At 75.1% G+C, this 16,362-nt stretch carries 10 protein-coding genes and 2 pseudogenes; 9 read left to right on the top strand and 3 right to left on the bottom strand.

Annotated features, from left to right (window positions below; genetic code table 11):
• Positions 1–8: 8 nt before the first annotated feature.
• From QFZ71_RS25480 to QFZ71_RS25500, 5 genes and pseudogenes are all read left to right on the top strand, one after another.
• Positions 9–2,346 (top strand): annotated as a pseudogene (locus QFZ71_RS25480) (bifunctional serine/threonine-protein kinase/ABC transporter substrate-binding protein).
• A 1-nt stretch (position 2,347) separates the two neighbouring features.
• Positions 2,348–4,630, top strand: coding sequence for a bifunctional serine/threonine-protein kinase/ABC transporter substrate-binding protein (locus tag QFZ71_RS25485; RefSeq protein WP_307670485.1), 2,283 nt, complete (start codon positions 2,348–2,350; stop codon positions 4,628–4,630).
• A 456-nt stretch (positions 4,631–5,086) separates the two neighbouring features.
• Positions 5,087–6,115: an L-threonine 3-dehydrogenase gene (gene tdh / locus QFZ71_RS25490; RefSeq protein WP_307670486.1), complete on the top strand. Its 1,029-nt coding sequence runs from the start codon at positions 5,087–5,089 to the stop codon at positions 6,113–6,115.
• Positions 6,116–6,147: 32 nt separating this feature from the next.
• A pseudogene (locus QFZ71_RS25495) lies at positions 6,148–7,348 on the top strand (glycine C-acetyltransferase).
• Between the two features lie 83 nt (positions 7,349–7,431).
• Positions 7,432–8,361, top strand: a complete 930-nt coding sequence (locus QFZ71_RS25500; protein ID WP_307670487.1) for a LysR family transcriptional regulator — start codon at positions 7,432–7,434, stop codon at positions 8,359–8,361.
• A 16-nt stretch (positions 8,362–8,377) separates the two neighbouring features.
• Here the strand turns inward: QFZ71_RS25500 and QFZ71_RS25505 are convergent, their stop codons facing one another.
• A complete protein-coding gene (locus QFZ71_RS25505) occupies positions 8,378–8,773 on the bottom strand; it encodes a VOC family protein (RefSeq protein WP_307670488.1) in 396 nt (131 codons plus the stop codon).
• A 234-nt stretch (positions 8,774–9,007) separates the two neighbouring features.
• Here QFZ71_RS25505 and QFZ71_RS25510 point away from each other — a divergent pair, with 234 nt between their 5' ends.
• Both QFZ71_RS25510 and QFZ71_RS25515 read left to right on the top strand, forming a co-directional pair.
• On the top strand, positions 9,008–9,664 hold the full coding sequence (locus tag QFZ71_RS25510; protein ID WP_307670489.1) for a nucleoside/nucleotide kinase family protein: 657 nt from the start codon (positions 9,008–9,010) through the stop codon (positions 9,662–9,664).
• 111 nt (positions 9,665–9,775) lie between these two features.
• The gene (locus QFZ71_RS25515; RefSeq protein ID WP_307670490.1) at positions 9,776–10,921 is read left to right on the top strand and encodes an aminopeptidase P family protein; all 1,146 of its coding nucleotides are present in this window, start codon (positions 9,776–9,778) and stop codon (positions 10,919–10,921) included.
• Between the two features lie 37 nt (positions 10,922–10,958).
• On the opposite strand, the gene treZ is transcribed toward QFZ71_RS25515, so the two are convergent.
• Positions 10,959–12,719: a malto-oligosyltrehalose trehalohydrolase gene (gene treZ, locus QFZ71_RS25520; protein WP_307670491.1), complete on the bottom strand. Its 1,761-nt coding sequence runs from the start codon at positions 12,717–12,719 to the stop codon at positions 10,959–10,961.
• A gap of 192 nt (positions 12,720–12,911) precedes the next feature.
• On the opposite strand from treZ, the gene QFZ71_RS25525 reads away from it, so the two are divergent.
• Both QFZ71_RS25525 and QFZ71_RS25530 read left to right on the top strand, forming a co-directional pair.
• Positions 12,912–14,306, top strand: coding sequence for a GH1 family beta-glucosidase (locus QFZ71_RS25525; protein WP_307670492.1), 1,395 nt, complete (start codon positions 12,912–12,914; stop codon positions 14,304–14,306).
• 15 nt (positions 14,307–14,321) lie between these two features.
• Positions 14,322–15,452 carry an alpha-L-fucosidase gene (locus QFZ71_RS25530; protein WP_307670493.1) on the top strand — a complete coding sequence of 377 codons (1,131 nt, stop codon included), beginning with the start codon at positions 14,322–14,324 and terminating at the stop codon, positions 15,450–15,452.
• On the opposite strand, the gene QFZ71_RS25535 is transcribed toward QFZ71_RS25530, so the two are convergent.
• Positions 15,424–16,335 carry a GNAT family N-acetyltransferase gene (locus tag QFZ71_RS25535; RefSeq protein ID WP_307670494.1) on the bottom strand — a complete coding sequence of 304 codons (912 nt, stop codon included), beginning with the start codon at positions 16,333–16,335 and terminating at the stop codon, positions 15,424–15,426. The two genes, QFZ71_RS25530 and QFZ71_RS25535, sit on opposite strands and share 29 nt — an antisense overlap.
• Positions 16,336–16,362 lie beyond the last annotated feature (27 nt).

Consider the following 16,362-nt stretch of genomic DNA (forward strand, 5'->3'; position numbering starts at 1 on the left):
GCCGGGCGATGGACGAGCTACGGCCCACCGACCCCGCCCGGATCGGCGGACACCGGCTCCTCGGCCGCCTCGGAGCGGGCGGCATGGGCGTCGTCTACCTCGGGCGCACCGACGCCGGAGCGCTCGCCGCGATCAAGGTGATCCTGCCCGAGCACGCCGGGGACGAGGACTTCCGCGCCCGCTTCCGCCGTGAGGCCGAGGCCGCCCGGCGGGTCGACAGCCCCTGGGCCGTTTCCGTCACCGGCGCGGACACCGAGGCCGAACGCCCATGGCTCGCAACGGGAGTTCGTACCCGGTCCCACGCTGTACGAGGTCGTCGCCCGGCGGGGACCGCTGCCCGCGCGCAGTGTGAAGGTCCTCGGGCGGCTGCTCGCCCGCGCGTTGGCCGCCGTGCACGCGGCGGGACTCGTGCACCGGGACGTGAAGCCGGGCAACGTCCTGCTGACGGCCGGCGGCCCCCGGCTGATCGACTTCGGGATCGCCCGCGCCGCCGACGCCACCGCCCTCACCGCCACCGGCCTGATCGTCGGCACCCCCGGCTTCCTCCCGCCCGAGCAGGCATCAGGCGGCGCGGAGCCACCGGCCGGGGCGGCCCGGTCCGGGGGCGCGGCGTCCCGGCCCACCGCGCCCGCGTCCGGCACCGGGGACGCGGCGGAAGGGCCCGCCGGCCCCGCCCCCGACGCGCCGCCCGGCGCCGCCGGGGACGTCTTCTCGCTCGGCTGCCTCCTGGCGTACGCGGCCACCGGCCGGCCGCCCTTCGGCGGCGGCGCGGCCGACGCCGTCCTGTACCGCACCGTGCACGACGCGCCCGACCTGGACGGCGTCCACGACGCGCCCCTGCGCGGGCTGCTGGAGCGGTGCCTCGCCAAGGACCCCGGCGGCCGTCCGACCGCCGCGCGACTGGACACCCTGATCTCCGAGGACGTACCGGCCGGGCCCACCGGCGGCGGGCTGCCCGAGGACGTCGTCCGGATGATCGCGGACCGGTCCGCCGCCCTGCTGGCCCTGCCCGGCATCGACGCCACCGTGGCCGTCACCGACGAACCCGCCGCCCCGCGGCCCGCGTTCTCCCGCAGGACGTTGCTCCTGCTCGCCGGCGGTGGCGCACTCGCCCTCGGGGCCGGGGCCTTGGCCGCCGTACGTCTCGCCCGCGACGAACCCTCCACCGGCGGCGGGGACGGAGCCCCCGGCGGAAGCCGCTGGATCATCGGCCTGCACGCCGACCTCACCGGACCCCGCAGCGCCGCCGGGCGTGCCCAGGAACGCGGTGTCCGGCTCGCCGTCGACCGCTTCAACGCCCTCGGCGACCCGCCCTTCCGGCTCGCCGTGAAGGTGCTCGACGACCAGGGGGACCCCGTCCGCTCCGCGCGGGTGGCCGAGGAGTTCGCCCGCGACCCGGAGGTCATCGCCGTCATCGGCCCCACCGGCGACGAGGCGGCCGGGGCGGCCCTGCCCGCGTACGACGAGGCCGCGCTGCCGGTCCTGACGGTGTCCGCCCTCCAGATCTCCTTCCCGAAACGGGCCAACGCCTCCTTCTTCCAGGCCGCCCCCTCCTACGCCGCGCTCGCCGTCCCCGTCGTCCACCGCCTGCTGCTGCGCCCCGACGTCGAGCGGCTGGGCATCCTGGTCGACCGGGCCGGCGGGCAGGCGGCGTACCAGGCGGGTTACGCGACCAACCTGCTGACCCCCCAGCTCACCACGGGCACCACCCACCCCCGCGTGGTGCCCGCCGGGACCACCGTCTTCGACCCGGTCCTCACCGACCTCCTGTCGAACCGGAGCGACGCCCTCTTCTACGCCGGTGACGCGGCCGGCGCCTCACGGGCCGCCCGCATCCTGGCCGAGCTCTCCTTCGCCGGACCGCGCATGGCCCAGCACACCGTCATGGGGCCGGAGTTCCTGGAACAGGCGGGAGCGGCGGCCGAGGGCTGGGAGTTCGTCGCCCCGTTCACCGACGCGGCCGCCCCGGCCGCCGCGACGTTCGCCGCCGCCCACCGCAAACGCTTCGGCGCCGAACCCGCCGCCTGGTCGGCCGAGGCGTACGACGTGGCGGGGCTCGTCGCCCGCGAACTGGCATCCGTGGCGGAGGCCGCCGCGAGGGGCACGGCCGGTCCGGCGAAGGGAACGGCGTCCCCGGCGAAGGTGAGCGCGACACCCTCCGGCGACGGCCTGCCCACCCGGTCCGCGCTCTCCGCCGCGATCGCCGCGACCCGGTACGAGGGGATCTCGCGCACCTACGCGTTCGACGAGGAGCGTCAGCAACTCGTCGGCCAGGACGCCCACCTGTACCGGGTGAAGGACGGCCGCATCCGCTACCTCGGCCCCGCCCCGAAGCCGAAGGACTGACGTGCGGCCCCTCACCTCCGAGGACCCCCGCGCGGTCGGCCCGTACCGCACCCTCGTCCGGCTCGGCGCGGGCGGGATGGGCGTGGTCTACCTGGCGCGTTCGGCGGGCGGCGCGCTCGCCGCCGTCAAGGTGATCCGGGCCGAGCACGCCGCCGACCCCGGCTTCCGCGCCCGGTTCCGCCGGGAGGCCGAGGCCGCCGCCCGGATCACCGGCCCGTGGGTGGTGCCGGTGCTCGGCGCGGACACCGAGGCCCCCGAGCCGTGGCTGGCGACCGCGTACGTTCCCGGCCCCTCGCTGGGCGAGGCGGTGGGAGCCGGCGGACCACTGCCCACCGCGACCGTCCGGGCACTCGGGAGCCGGCTGGCGGACGCCCTGGCCTCGGTCCACGCGGCGGGGCTGATCCACCGTGACGTCAAGCCCGGCAACGTGCTGCTGGCCCTCGACGGCCCCCGCCTCATCGACTTCGGGATCGCCCGCCACGAGGGCGCCTCCGCGCTGACCGCCACCGGCGCGGTGATCGGGACGCCCGGCTACCTGGCCCCCGAGCAGGCGTCGGCCGGGCCGCTGGGGCCGCCGTGCGACGTGTTCTCGCTCGGCTGCGTCCTCGTGTACGCGGCGACCGGGCGCGGTCCGTTCGGCGAGGGCGGCGGCGCGGGCGCCCTGTTCCGCACCGTCCACGAGGACCCCGACCTGACGGAGGTGCCGCCCGGTCTGGCTTCCTTGATCACCGACTGCCTGGCCAAGGACCCGGCCGCCCGCCCCACCGCCATCCAGGTCCGCGACGCCGTGGCGGCGGGCGGCCGGGATGCACGGGACGGAGAGGACCCGGCCGGGCCCCACGGCGCGTACCCGGCCGGGACGAGGGACCCGCGCGAGTCCCTGACCCGCTGGGGAGCCCCGGACCCGCACGACACGCCCCTCATCCCCTGGCACATGCCCGCCGGACTCTCCGCGTCGGTCGCCGAGCGGGCCGCCGCCGCCCTCGCCCTGCCGGACCCCGACCCCCTCCCCGTCACACCCGCCGCCCCCGGCCCCGCCGGGAGCGGGCCCGGCGGTCCGACGCGCCGAAGGCTCTCCACCCGCCGGGGCCTGCTGACCGCCGGGGCGGCCGGAGCCGTCGTCCTCGCCGGCGGGTCCACCGCGACCTGGCTCGCCCTGCGCAAAGGCGGCACGGGCGGACGGCCGGCGGGGTCCGGGACGACGCCCACGTACACCATCGGCCTCCACGCCGACCTCGGCGGCCCCGGCCGGGCCACCGGCCTGGCCCATCGGCGCGGCGCCCAGCTCGCCGTCGCCGATCACAACGCCCGTGAGGACAAGGCGTTCCGGCTCGCCCTGCGCACCGAGGACGACGCGGGAGACCCGGCGGCCGCGCTCCGGGCCGCCGGGAGGCTGGCGGAGGACCCCTCGGTCGTCGCGGTCCTCGGACCCACCGGGGACGTGCTGCGCGAGGACGTCGTCCAGCGGTACGGCGCGGCGCGGCTGGCCACGGTCGTCGTCGCGGCGGGCTCCAGCAGGGTCGGGACCGGCACCGGCCTGCGCCTCTGCCTGACCCGCCCCCTGGACCGCATGCTCGCCCCCGGCCTCATCGGCTTCCTCGCCGCCAACCGCCCCTCGGCCCGCGTGCTCCTCGTCGAGGACACGGCCGACGACGGCCTCGGAGCCGAGACCGGGCGCCTGTTCCGCAGCGCCCCGCCCGCCGGGACCACGCTCGTCGACCACCCCCTCGCCCGAGGCGGCGCGGGGTTCGGCGCGGCCGCCCGCAAAGCCGTCGGCGGCCGGGCCGACGCGGTGGTGTACGCGGGCGGCGACGCGTCCCGAGCCGCCCGGCTCGCCACCGCGCTGGCGGCGGAGGGCTTCACCGGGGACCGGCTCGCCGCCGGGCCCGCCCTGGGCCCCGCCTTCCTCGACGGCGCGGGCGGGGCCGCCGACGGCTGGATCTTCGCCGAGGCGTACGCCGACCCCGCCGCCCTCCCCTCGGCCAGGGCCTTCACCGCCGCCCACCGCAAGCGCTTCGGCGCGCCCCCGGCGACCTGGGCGGCCGAGGCGTACGACGCGGTCGGCCTGATCGCCCGCGCCGCCGGGACGACCAGCGCCTCGGGGGAGGTGCGCCACGGCATCGGCGGGCGCCTCGTGCGGACCGAGCACCGGGGGATCGTGCGCACTCTCGCCTTCGACGCCTCCACCCGCCAGGTACGCGTCCCGGACGGGATCTTCCTCCACCGGATCGAGCGGGGCCGCCCCCGCTTCCTCGGCCCCTACGGCGACGTCCGGGCGGAGTGAGCCCGCGGGGGCGGAGTGAGCTCGTACGGCGACGTCCGGGCGCGGTGACCCGCGTGACGGGTCGTGCGGTGCCGGGCCGGGGAGCGGCCCAGGGGCAGCGGTCGTGAAGCCACCGCCGGTGAAGCCGGGGCCAGGCGTGAAGATCTTCTGCGGGCGCGCTTAAGAAATCCTCGATGGACCCGGGCCCCGTCGTACGGCAGATTGCTCCGTGACGGCCGAGGATGGCGCGTGGAGCCGTACGACGTGCGGCCCGTACGCCGTGCGCACGGTCCGCAGCCGTGACGTGCGCGCGACGTGCGGCCGGACACCGTGCTCCGCCCCGGCCCGCCGTGCCCCCGCCACCGGGGGCGACCCACCGATAACCACCGCAGACCACCCCGGGGGCCGCAGGTTCTTCCGACCTGCCCCGAGGCACCGGGGCATCCACTCGCGTACCGACGTCAGGGAGCCACAGCCGTGAAGGCACTCGTCAAGCAGAAGGCCGAGCCCGGACTGTGGCTGATGGACGTGCCGGAGCCGGAGTACGGCCCCACCGACGTCCTGATCAAGGTCCTGCGCACCGGCATCTGCGGCACCGACCTGCACATCCGCGCCTACGACGGCTGGGCCCAGCAGGCGGTCACCACCCCGCTGATCCTCGGCCACGAGTTCGTGGGCGAGGTCGCCGCGCTCGGTTCCGACGTCGCGGACGTCGCGGTCGGGGACCTGGTCAGCGGCGAGGGCCACCTCGTCTGCGGCAAGTGCCGCAACTGCCTCGCCGGCCGCCGCCACCTCTGCCGCTCCACCATCGGCCTCGGTGTCGGCCGGGACGGGGCGTTCGCGGAGTACGTGGTCCTGCCCGCCTCCAACGTGTGGGTGCACCGGGCCCCCGTCGACCTCGACATCGCGGCGATCTTCGACCCGTTCGGCAACGCCGTGCACACCGCGCTCTCCTTCCCGCTGGTCGGCGAGGACGTCCTCATCACCGGCGCGGGGCCGATCGGCATCATGGCCGCCGCCGTCGCGAAGCACGCCGGGGCCCGCAACGTCGTCATCACCGACGTCAGCGAGGCCCGCCTCGACCTCGCCCGCAAGGTCGGCGTCAGCCTCGCCCTGAACGTCGCGGAGCACACCATCGCCGACGGCCAGCAGAAGCTCGGCCTGCGCGAGGGCTTCGACATCGGCCTGGAGATGTCCGGCCGCCCCGAGGCGATGCGCGAGATGGTCGCCAACATGACGCACGGCGGCCGGATCGCCATGCTCGGCCTGCCCGCCGAGGAGTTCGCCGTCGACTGGGCCCGGATCGTCACCTCGATGATCACCGTCAAGGGCATCTACGGCCGCGAGATGTTCGAGACCTGGTACGCCATGTCCGTCCTGCTGGAGGGCGGCCTCGACCTCGCCCCCGTGATCACCGGCCGGTACGGCTTCCGCGACTTCGAGGCGGCCTTCGACGACGCCGCGAGCGGCCTCGGCGGCAAGGTCATCCTCGACTGGACCGCCTGAGACCGACCGACCGCACCCTTTAAGGAACCCGCATGTTCGACTCCGTACGCGACGACCTGCGCACCACCCTCGACGAGATCCGCGCCGCCGGGCTGCACAAGCCCGAGCGTGTGATCGGCACCCCGCAGTCCGCGACCGTCGAGGTCACCTCCGGCGGCCGCCCCGGTGAGGTCCTCAACTTCTGCGCCAACAACTACCTGGGCCTCGCCGACCACCCCGAGGTGATCGCCGCCGCCCACGAGGCGCTGGACCGCTGGGGCTACGGGATGGCCTCGGTCCGCTTCATCTGCGGCACCCAGGAGGTCCACAAGGAGCTGGAGCAGCGGCTCTCGGCCTTCCTCGGCCAGGAGGACACGATCCTCTACTCCTCCTGCTTCGACGCCAACGGCGGCGTCTTCGAGACGCTGCTCGGTCCCGAGGACGCGGTCATCTCCGACGCCCTCAACCACGCCTCCATCATCGACGGCATCCGGCTCTCCAAGGCCAAGCGCCACCGCTACGCCAACCGCGACATGGCCGAGCTGGAGACGCAGCTCAAGGAGGCGTCCGGGGCGCGCCGCCGCCTGATCGTCACCGACGGCGTGTTCTCCATGGACGGGTACGTCGCCCCGCTCCAGGAGATCTGCGACCTGGCCGACCGCTACGACGCCATGGTCATGGTCGACGACTCGCACGCCGTCGGCTTCGTCGGCCCCGGCGGCCGCGGCACCCCCGAACTGCACGGCGTCATGGACCGGGTCGACATCATCACCGGCACGCTCGGCAAGGCGCTCGGCGGGGCCTCCGGCGGTTACGTCGCGGCCCGCGCGGAGATCGTCGCCCTGCTGCGCCAGCGCTCGCGCCCGTACCTCTTCTCCAACACCCTCGCCCCGGTCATCGCCGCCGCCTCCCTGAAGGTCATCGACCTGCTGGAGTCCGCCGGGGACCTGCGTGAGCAACTGGCCGCCAACACCGAGCTGTTCCGCGGCCGGATGACCGAGGAGGGCTTCGACATCCTCCCCGGCGACCACGCCATCGCCCCCGTCATGATCGGTGACGCGGGCAAGGCCGGCCGGATGGCCGAACTGCTCCTGGAGCGTGGCGTGTACGTGATCGGCTTCTCGTACCCCGTCGTCCCGCAGGGCGCGGCCCGCATCCGCGTCCAGCTCTCGGCCGCGCACTCCACCGGCCGATGTGAACCGCGCCGTGGACGCGTTCGTCGACGCGCGGGCCGCGCTGGACGCGGAGGCGTGATCCCCTGACCGGGCGTCGTCCCCTCGCCGGGTGACGCCGCTCGCCGGGTCGGGCACTCCGCCGCGACCCGGGACAATGGGTACATGATCGATGCGCGGCGGCTGCGAATCCTCCGTGCGGTGGCCGACCACCGCACGGTGACCGCGGCCGCCGCCGCGTTGTACCTGACGCCCTCCGCCGTCTCCCAGCAGCTCGCCGCCCTGGAGCAGGAGACGGGCCACCGTCTCGTCGAACGCGGGGCGCGCGGGGCGCGGCTCACCGCCGCCGGGGAGATCCTGCTCAGCCACACCAATCTGGTCCTGGCCCAGCTGGAGCGGGCCGAGGCGGAGCTGGCCGACTACAGCGCGGGTGTCGCCGGTACGGTCACGGTCGCCGCGTTCGCCACCGGCATCGGCCTCGTCCTCGCCCCCGCCCTCACCGAGCTGGCCCGCACCGCGCCCGGCATCCGGGTCAAGGTCCAGGACGCCGAGGGCGACGCGAGCGTGCCGATGGTGCTGGACCGGCAGGTCGATGTGGCGGTGGCCGTCGAGTACCGGGGCGCGCCCGCCGAGGACGACCGCCGCCTCACCCGCGTCCCCCTGTACTCGGAGCCGTTCGACGCGGTGCTGCCCGTGGACCACCGGCTCGCGGACCAGGACCAGGTGGCGGTCGCGGACCTCGCCAAGGACCCGTGGATCGGCCCGTACCCCGGCAACCCGTGCCATGACGTGGTGGTCCTGGCCTGCGAGTTCGCCGGGTTCGCCCCCCACCTGGAGCACTCGTCGGACGATTTCCGTGCCGTCGTCGCCCTGGCCGGGGCGGACGCGGGGGTGGCCCTGGTGCCGCGCTCCGCGCTGCGCGGGATGGAGCTGACCGGGGTGGTCGTCCGCCCGGTCGAGGGCAGCGCCCCCACCCGCCGGGTCTTCGCCGCCGTACGCCAGGGGGCCGAGGGCCATCCGCTGATCCGGCCGGTGCTGGACGCGATGGAGGCGGTGGCCGTACGGGAGACGGATCTGGCGGCCGGCAGGCCCTGACCCCCGTGGGTCCCGCTCAGGCGGTGCGGGGCTGGAGCAGGTCCCAGCGGTTGCCGTAGAGGTCCTCGAAGACCGCGACCGACCCGTACGTCTCGTGCCGGGGCTCCTCCAGGAACCGCACCCCGGCCGCCCGCATCCGCGCGTGGTCGGCCGCGAAGTCCTCGGTGTGCAGGAAGAAGCCGACCCGGCCGCCGGTCTGCGCCCCCACCGCCGCACCCTGCGCCTCGTCCTTCGCGCGGGCCAGCAGGAGGCCCGTACCGGGCGCGGCCCCGCGCGGGCGCACCACCACCCAGCGGGAGCCGTCGCCCCGGTCGGTGTCCTCGGCCACCGTGAAGCCGAGCGCGTCGCGGTAGAACGCGACCGCCTCGTCGTAGTCGCGGACAACCAGGGTGACCAGGGCGATCTGGGACATGGCGGGACCCTCCAGGGATGCTGCGGCGGTGAGGTTATACGTAACACTATCCTCTCGGCCCCGGAAGCCGCCGCCCCGGCGCCGGGACGTAGCCGCCCCGCATCCCGGACGCCGCCGCGCCGGCCGCGGCGTTCCGGCCGCCCCGGACCCCCGTCGCCCGCGCGGCCCCGGCGTCCTGCCCGGCGGGGGCCGCCCGCGCCTGCCCGGCCGCGGTCTCCCGGCACAATGTCCCGCATGCACATCGTGGACGGGACGAGCGGCGGCGGCCGGGCCGCGCTGGCGGAGCGGGCCCGCACGCTCGCGGAGTCCGGACGGCGCGCCCTCCTCGGGATCGCGGGCCCGCCCGGAGCCGGGAAGTCCACCCTCGCGGCACAGCTGGTCGCGGCCCTGGACGGGCGCGCCGCCCTCGTCCCGATGGACGGCTTCCACCTGGCCGCCGCCGAGCTGGCCCGCCTCGGCCGCGCCGACCGCAAGGGCGCGCCCGACACCTTCGACGCGGCCGGGTACGCGGCCCTGCTGCGGAGGCTGCGCGCGCCGGACCCGGTCCACGCGGTCTACGCCCCGGCGTTCGACCGGTCCCTGGAGGAACCGGTCGCGGGCGCCCTCCCGGTGGGGCCGGACGTCCCGCTCGTCATCACCGAGGGCAACTACCTGCTGCACGACGACGGCCCCTGGGGCGAGGTGCGCGGGCTGCTGGACGAGGTGTGGTTCCTGGACCTCGACCCGGTGGTCCGGGCGGGCCGGCTCGTCGACCGCCACGTCCGCCACGGGCGGCCCCGGCCCCGCGCCGAGGAGTGGGTGGCCCGGTCCGACGAGGCCAACGCCCGGCTGGTGGAGCGGGGCCGCGACCGCGCCGATGTGCTCGTGCGGCTGACGCGGGCCGAGGCCTGACAGGCACACGCACGCGTCATCCTGGCCGAGATCCGATGGCCGCGTACGCCCACCGGGCGGCCGGGATCGGGCAGGATGCTCCGTGCCGTGTCGTACCGCCAGGAGGCCCCGATGTCCCGCCCCAGCCCGTCCGCCGAGCACTCCGTCCCGCCGCCCTTCACCGCCGACGACTACCGGGCCCGGATGGCGCGGGCCGCCGAGTCCGCCGCCGAGGCCGGACTCGCCGGGGTCGTCGTCGCGCCCGGACCCGACCTCGTCCACCTCACCGGCTACCGCCCCGTGAGCACGGAACGCCTCACCCTCCTCGTCCTGCGGGCCGGCCACGACCCCGTGCTGGTGGTCCCGACGCTGGAGGCCCCCGACGCGGCCGCCGCCACCGGTGCTCCCGCCCTCACCCTGCGGGACTGGACCGACGGCAAGGACCCGTACGCGGTGACCGCTCCCCTGCTGGACGCCGAGGGCCGTTTCGGGGTCAGCGACAATGCCTGGGCGATGCATCTTCTGGGCCTGCAACGGGAGTTGCCCGGCACCTCCTACACCCCGCTCACCGAGGCGCTGCCGATGCTCCGGGCGGTGAAGGACGCCGCCGAGCTGGAACGGCTCGCCGCCGCCGGGGCCGCCGCCGACGCCACGTACGAGGAGATCCTCAAGGTGCGCTTCTCCGGCCGCCGGGAGACCGACGTGGCCACCGACCTCGCCGCACTGCTGCGGGAGTTCGGCCACTCCCAGGTGGACTTCACGGTCGTCGGCTCCGGCCCCAACGGGGCCAACCCGCACCACGAGGCGGGGGAGCGCACCATCGAGCGGGGCGACATGGTCGTCCTCGACTTCGGCGGACTCAAGCACGGTTACGGCTCCGACACCTCCCGTACGGTCCACGTCGGGGAGCCCACCGCCGAGGAGCAGCGGGTCCACGACATCGTCCGCGAGGCCCAGGCGGCGGGCTGCGCCGCCGTGCGGCCCGGCGTCGCCTGCCAGGAGATCGACCGTGCGGCCCGCGCGGTGATCACCGAGTTCGGCTACGGCGACCGGTTCATCCACCGCACCGGCCACGGCATCGGCGTCACCACCCACGAGCCGCCCTACATGATCGAGGGCGAGGAGCAGCCGCTCGTCCCCGGCATGTGCTTCTCCGTGGAGCCGGGCATCTACCTTCCGGGCCGGTTCGGCGTCCGGATCGAGGACATCGTGGCGGTGACCGAGGACGGCGGGCGGCGGCTCAACACCACCGCCCGCGAACTGGCCGTCGTGGAGTAGGACGTCGGGGTCGAGCCGCCGGGGCGAGGCGGCCGGGTCAGTCGTCCGCCAGCACCACGCACGACTCCGGCGGCAGGTGCAGCACCCCGTCCGGCCCCGGCGCCTCCACCGGCTCCCAGGCTGCCAGCACCCGCCCGCCGGAACGCCGGTGGCGGCCGTGGCCGAGCGGGATCGCGGCCGGCTCGTCCGCCAGGTTCACCACGACCCGCAGGTCCCCCCTGCGGTACGCGAACCACCGGGCGTCCTCGTCGAACGCGGTCTTCACCGACGCCAGATCGGGATCGTGCAGATCGGGCAACGTGCGGCGCAGCGCGATGAGTTCGCGGTACCAGGCGAGCAGCCGTGCGTGCGGTTCGCGCTCCGGCTCGGTCCAGTCGAGGCAGGAGCGGTCCCGCGTCGCGGGGTCCTGCGGGTCGGGAATCTCCTCCTCCGCCCAACCGTGCGCCCCGAACTCCCGCCGTCTGCCGTTGCGTACGGCCTCCGCCAGCTCCGGGTCCGTGTGGTCGGTGAAGAACTGCCAGGGGGTGCGCGCCCCCCACTCCTCACCCATGAACAGCATCGGGGTGAACGGTCCGGTCAGCACGAGGGCGGCGGCGCACGCCTGGAGGCCGGGGGAGAGGGAGGAGGCCAGCCGGTCGCCCAGCGCCCGGTTGCCGATCTGGTCGTGCGTCTGCGCGTACCCGACGAAGCGGTGTGCCGGGGTGCGGGACACGTCCACCGGGCGGCCGTGGGTGCGGCCCCGGAAGCTGGAGAAGGTCCCGTCGTGGAAGAACGCCGACGTCACCGTCTTGGCGAGGGCGGCGAGCGGGGCGCGGGCGAAGTCGGCGTAGTAGCCCCGGGACTCGCCGGTGAGCGCGGTGTGCAGGGCGTGGTGGAAGTCGTCGTTCCACTGGGCGTGCAGCCCGAGGCCGCCCGCCGGGCGCGGCGTCGTGGTGCGCGGGTCGCAGAGATCGGACTCGGCGATCAGCCCGAGCGGCCTGCCGACCTCGGCGGCCAGCGCGTCCACCGCCGTCGACAGCTCCTCCAGGAACGTGAGCGCGCGGGTGTCGGCCAGCGCGTGCACCGCGTCCAGGCGCAGCCCGTCGAGCCGGTAGTCGCGCAGCCAGGCCAGCGCGCTGCCCAGCAGGAACGCCCGCACCTCGTCGGAGCCGGGCGCGTCCAGGTTGACCGCCGCGCCCCACGGGGTGTGGTGGGTGTCGGTGAAGTACGGGCCGAAAGCGGGCAGGTGGTTGCCGGAGGGGCCCAGATGGTTGTGGACGACGTCCAGGACCACCCCGAGCCCCAGCCCGTGTGCTGTGTCGACAAAGCGCTTCAGCCCCTCGGGGCCGCCGTACGGCTCGTGCACCGCCCACAGCGAGACGCCCTCGTATCCCCAGCCGTTGACGCCCGGGAACGGGCAGACGGGCATCAGCGACACATGGGTGACGCCCAGCTCGGCGAGATGGCCCAGCCGGGCCGCCGCCGCGTCGAAGGTGCCCTCCGGGGTGTACGTGCCCACGTGCAGCTCGTAGAGCACGGCACGGTTGAGCCGCCGTCCCTCCCACGCGGTGCGCCAGGCGTAGGCGGCCTGGTCGACGACCGCGCTCGGCCCGTCCGGCCCGTCCGGCTGCCGCCGCGAGCGGGGGTCCGGCAGCAGCGGCCCGTCGTCCACCCGGAAGCCGTACCGGTCCCCGTCCGATGCCTCCGCCTCGGCCGTCCACCACCCCTCGCGCCCCGGATCGCGCTCCATCGGGGACCGGACCTCCGCCGCCTCCAGCACGACCGAGTCCGCCCCGGGGGCCCACACCTCGAACTGCATCCACCACTCCTCGTCGCCGGCCGGGGCGCGCGGCCACCCGGCGGGCTCCACGATCCACGCGACGGACTCTGTTCCCGCCGGCCACCGGCCATTAAGGTCTGGTCCTGATCATTGCCCGGCGAGGTTCCCGCTCATACAGGTTTTGTTCACGCGCACTGCTTTCGCTCATACGTACGGCTGCTGGAGGCCGCGATGACCCTGCCGATCTTCCCGCCCGGCTTCCTCTGGGGAGCCTCCGCCTCCGCCTTCCAGACCGAGGGGGCGGTCGACGCGGACGGCAAGGGCCCCTCCGGATGGGACGCCTTCGCCGCACAGCCGGGCCGGATCAAGGACGGCACGGACACCACCCGCGGCACCGGCTTCCACGCCCGCTACCGCGAGGACGTCGCCCTGCTCGCCGGGCTCGGGGCCGACGCCTTCCGGTTCTCCGTCAGCTGGCCCCGCGTGGTGCCCGGCGGCAGCGGAGCCGTCAACGCCGACGGGCTCGACTTCTACGACCGGCTCGTCGACGAGCTGTGCGCCCACGGCATCACCCCCGCCCCGACCCTCTACCACTGGGACACCCCGCTCCCGCTGGAGGAGGCCGGCGGCTGGCTCCACCGGGACACCGCCTACCGCTTCGCCGAGTACGCGGGCATCGTCGCCGAACGCCTCGCCGACCGGGTCCCGATGTGGATCACCGTCAACGAGCCGGCCGAGGTCACCCTGCTGGGCTACGCGCTCGGCGAGCACGCCCCCGGCCGCACCCTCCTCTTCGACGCCCTGCCCGCCGCCCACCACCAGCTCCTCGCCCACGGCCTCGCCGTCCGCGCCCTGCGCGCGGCGGGCGCGGACAACATCGGCGCGGCCTTCTCGCACGCCCCGGTCTGGACGGCGGGCGACACCGACGAGGACCGCTTCGGCGCGGAGCTGTACGACACCCTCACCAACTGGCTCTTCGCGGACCCCGTCCTCACCGGCCGCTATCCGGACGAGAGCCTCGCCGCCCTGATGCCCGGCCCGGCCGCGGACGACCTGAAGGTCATCTCCACCCCGCTCGACTGGTACGGCGTCAACTACTACAACCCCACCCTCGTCGGAGCTCCCCGCCCGGAGGCCCTGGAGACCTTCTCCGGCTTCACGATGCCCGCGGAACTCCCCTTCGGCATACGCGAGATCGAGGGGTACGAGAAGACCGGCTTCGGCTGGCCGGTGGTCCCCGAAGGGCTCACCGAGATCATCACCACGCTGCACACCCGCTACGGCGACCGCCTCCCGCCGCTCTACATCACCGAGAACGGCTGCGCCCTGGAGGAACCCCACGCCGACGACCGCCGCATCGCCTACCTGGAGAGCCACCTCACCGCCCTGCGCGCGGCGATGGACGCCGGGGTGGACGTACGCGGCTACTTCACCTGGTCCCTCACCGACAACGTCGAATGGACGGAGGGCGCCTCCCAGCGGTTCGGCCTGGTCCACATCGACTACGAGACCCTGACCCGCACGCCCAAGAAGTCCTACGCCTGGTATGCCGACCTGATCCGCGCCCAGAAGGCCGGGAAGCGGAATCCGGCGGCCGAAAAGGCTTACGCGACGCCCCCCGAGTGATCGATACTTCCCGCCATGGTCGCTTCATGGTGGTCCCGCGCCCAACTGGGGATCTTCGTTCACTGGACACCCGCATCCGTCCCCGGCTGGGCCCCGCCCCACGTGCCCGCCGCCGAACTCCCGGCGGCGGGACGGCGTGCGCCGCTGGGCTGGACCTCGTACGCGGAGTGGTACGAGAACGCGCTCCGCTTCCCCGGCTCCCCGGTCGCCGCCCACCACCGCGCCACCTACGGGAAGCGCCCCTACACGGAGTTCGGCCGCGACTTCGAGGACGGGCTCGCCACCTGGGACCCGACCGCCTGGGCCCGCGCCTTCCGGGAGGCCGGGGCCGGATACGCGGTCCTCGTCACCAAGCACCACGACGGCTTCTGCCTCTGGCCCTCCGGGACGAAGAACCCGCACCGCCCCGGCTGGCACACCACCCGCGACGTGGTCGGTGAATTCGCCGAAGCCGTACGGGCCGAGGGCCTGCGCTTCGGCGTCTACTACTCCGGCGGACTCGACTGGACCTTCGACGACCGGCCCATCGGCACCGCCGCCGACATGTTCTCCGCCGTCCCGCGCGGCGGCTACCCCGCCTACGCGGACGCGCAGCTGCGCGAGCTGATCCGCCGGTACCGCCCCGACATCCTCTGGAACGACATCGCCTGGCCCGCCTCCGCCCAGGAGATCCGCTCGCTGGTCGACTTCTACCGGTTCACCGTTCCGCACGGTGTCGTCAACGACCGGCTGCTGCCCTACGCGCCGCACTGGCGGGCTCTGACCCTGCCCGGCGCCAAGGCGCTCCACACCTGGTGGGACCGCCGGACGGTGGCGCGGGGCGAGGGCTTCGTCCCGCGCACACCGCCCGTCTTCGACTTCCGCACCCCGGAGTACGCCCGCTACGACGGCTCCGATCCGTACGAGATCACCCGCGGCGTGGACCACAGCTTCGGCTACAACCGCAACTCCGGCCCGGACGCCTTCATCGACCGGGCGGCGCTGACCTCACTGGTCCGCGACACGGCGGCCGACGGCGGGAACGTGCTGCTCAACGTGGGACCGCGCGGCGAGGACGCGACGATCCCCGCCGAGCAGCGGCTCCGCCTGGAGTGGCTGGCCGAGGAGGCCGGGGCGCTCACACCAGGTGGATCCGTTCCTGGGTGACCGGGTATCCGGCGCGGGCGAACGCGGCGGCCATCGGCACATTGCCCCGGTCCGTCGCGGCGGCGACGAACGAGGCACCCTCCTCGACCAGGAAGCGCGTGCACTCCACCAGCAGGTCGTAGCCGTAGCCGTGCCCGCGCGCCTCGGGAACGACCCCGATGAAGCCGACGCAGGGACCCGAGGGGTTGTGCGCGGGCACCTGGATGCCCGCCACCTCCCCGTCCGGCGTGTACGCGAGCCGCAGCCACTCCCTCGGCGACGGGCACCAGTGGAAGAAGTCCAACTCCTCCCGCGCCGCGGCCTCCAGACCTCCGGGGCCCTCGATGGCCCGGCGGGCGTGGGCGTCCAGCGTGGACGCGTGTACGCGGCGCAGCACGTCGAGGACCACCTCGTCGTCCGGCTCGGGGCGGTGGACGAGCCGCCCGGTCCGCTCCGGCAGCGGGCATCCGGGGGTCCACCGGTACTGATAGCGCTCGACCAGCGGCTCCAGACCGGCCGCCGTCGCGGCGGAGACCCGCCCCTCGACGGCCGCCCGCACCACCGGGTCGTCCCGCCAGCCGGCGGGCGCGATCAGCTCGTACTCCTTGTCGAACGGGGCGCGGCGCAGGAGTTCGGCGCCCGCCTCCGCCTCCCCGTCCGCGAAGTCGAACCAGTTGAGCAGCACGGGCTCGGTGTCGTCGGGCCCGCCCCACCAGGCGGCCCTGGCCACCACCGTGCCGTCGCGCAGGGCGACCCAGGTCCAGTCGGGACGGTACTCGCCGCCGTCGGTGGTCGAGGTGTAGCGGTGGCCGAACGCCCCACGGCCGACGAGGGCGGCGTCCTGAAAAGAGTGGAAAAGACCGGCGTCGCTCGGGGTGAGCGCGCGGATGACCGGATCGGTCATGAAGAGATCCTCCGGGGAGAAACGCGG

This window comes from Streptomyces sp. V2I9, assembly GCF_030817475.1.
Lineage (GTDB): Bacteria > Actinomycetota > Actinomycetes > Streptomycetales > Streptomycetaceae > Streptomyces.

Coding starts and splice junctions, on each gene's coding strand:
- QFZ71_RS25500 (WP_307670487.1), top strand. CDS start 7,432: ATGATCGATGCGCGGCGGCTGCGAATCCTCCGTGCGGTGGCCGACCAC.
- QFZ71_RS25505 (WP_307670488.1), bottom strand. CDS start 8,773: ATGTCCCAGATCGCCCTGGTCACCCTGGTTGTCCGCGACTACGACGAG.
- QFZ71_RS25510 (WP_307670489.1), top strand. CDS start 9,008: ATGCACATCGTGGACGGGACGAGCGGCGGCGGCCGGGCCGCGCTGGCG.
- QFZ71_RS25515 (WP_307670490.1), top strand. CDS start 9,776: ATGTCCCGCCCCAGCCCGTCCGCCGAGCACTCCGTCCCGCCGCCCTTC.
- treZ (WP_307670491.1), bottom strand. CDS start 12,719: ATGCAGTTCGAGGTGTGGGCCCCCGGGGCGGACTCGGTCGTGCTGGAG.
- QFZ71_RS25525 (WP_307670492.1), top strand. CDS start 12,912: ATGACCCTGCCGATCTTCCCGCCCGGCTTCCTCTGGGGAGCCTCCGCC.
- QFZ71_RS25530 (WP_307670493.1), top strand. CDS start 14,322: ATGGTCGCTTCATGGTGGTCCCGCGCCCAACTGGGGATCTTCGTTCAC.
- QFZ71_RS25535 (WP_307670494.1), bottom strand. CDS start 16,335: ATGACCGATCCGGTCATCCGCGCGCTCACCCCGAGCGACGCCGGTCTT.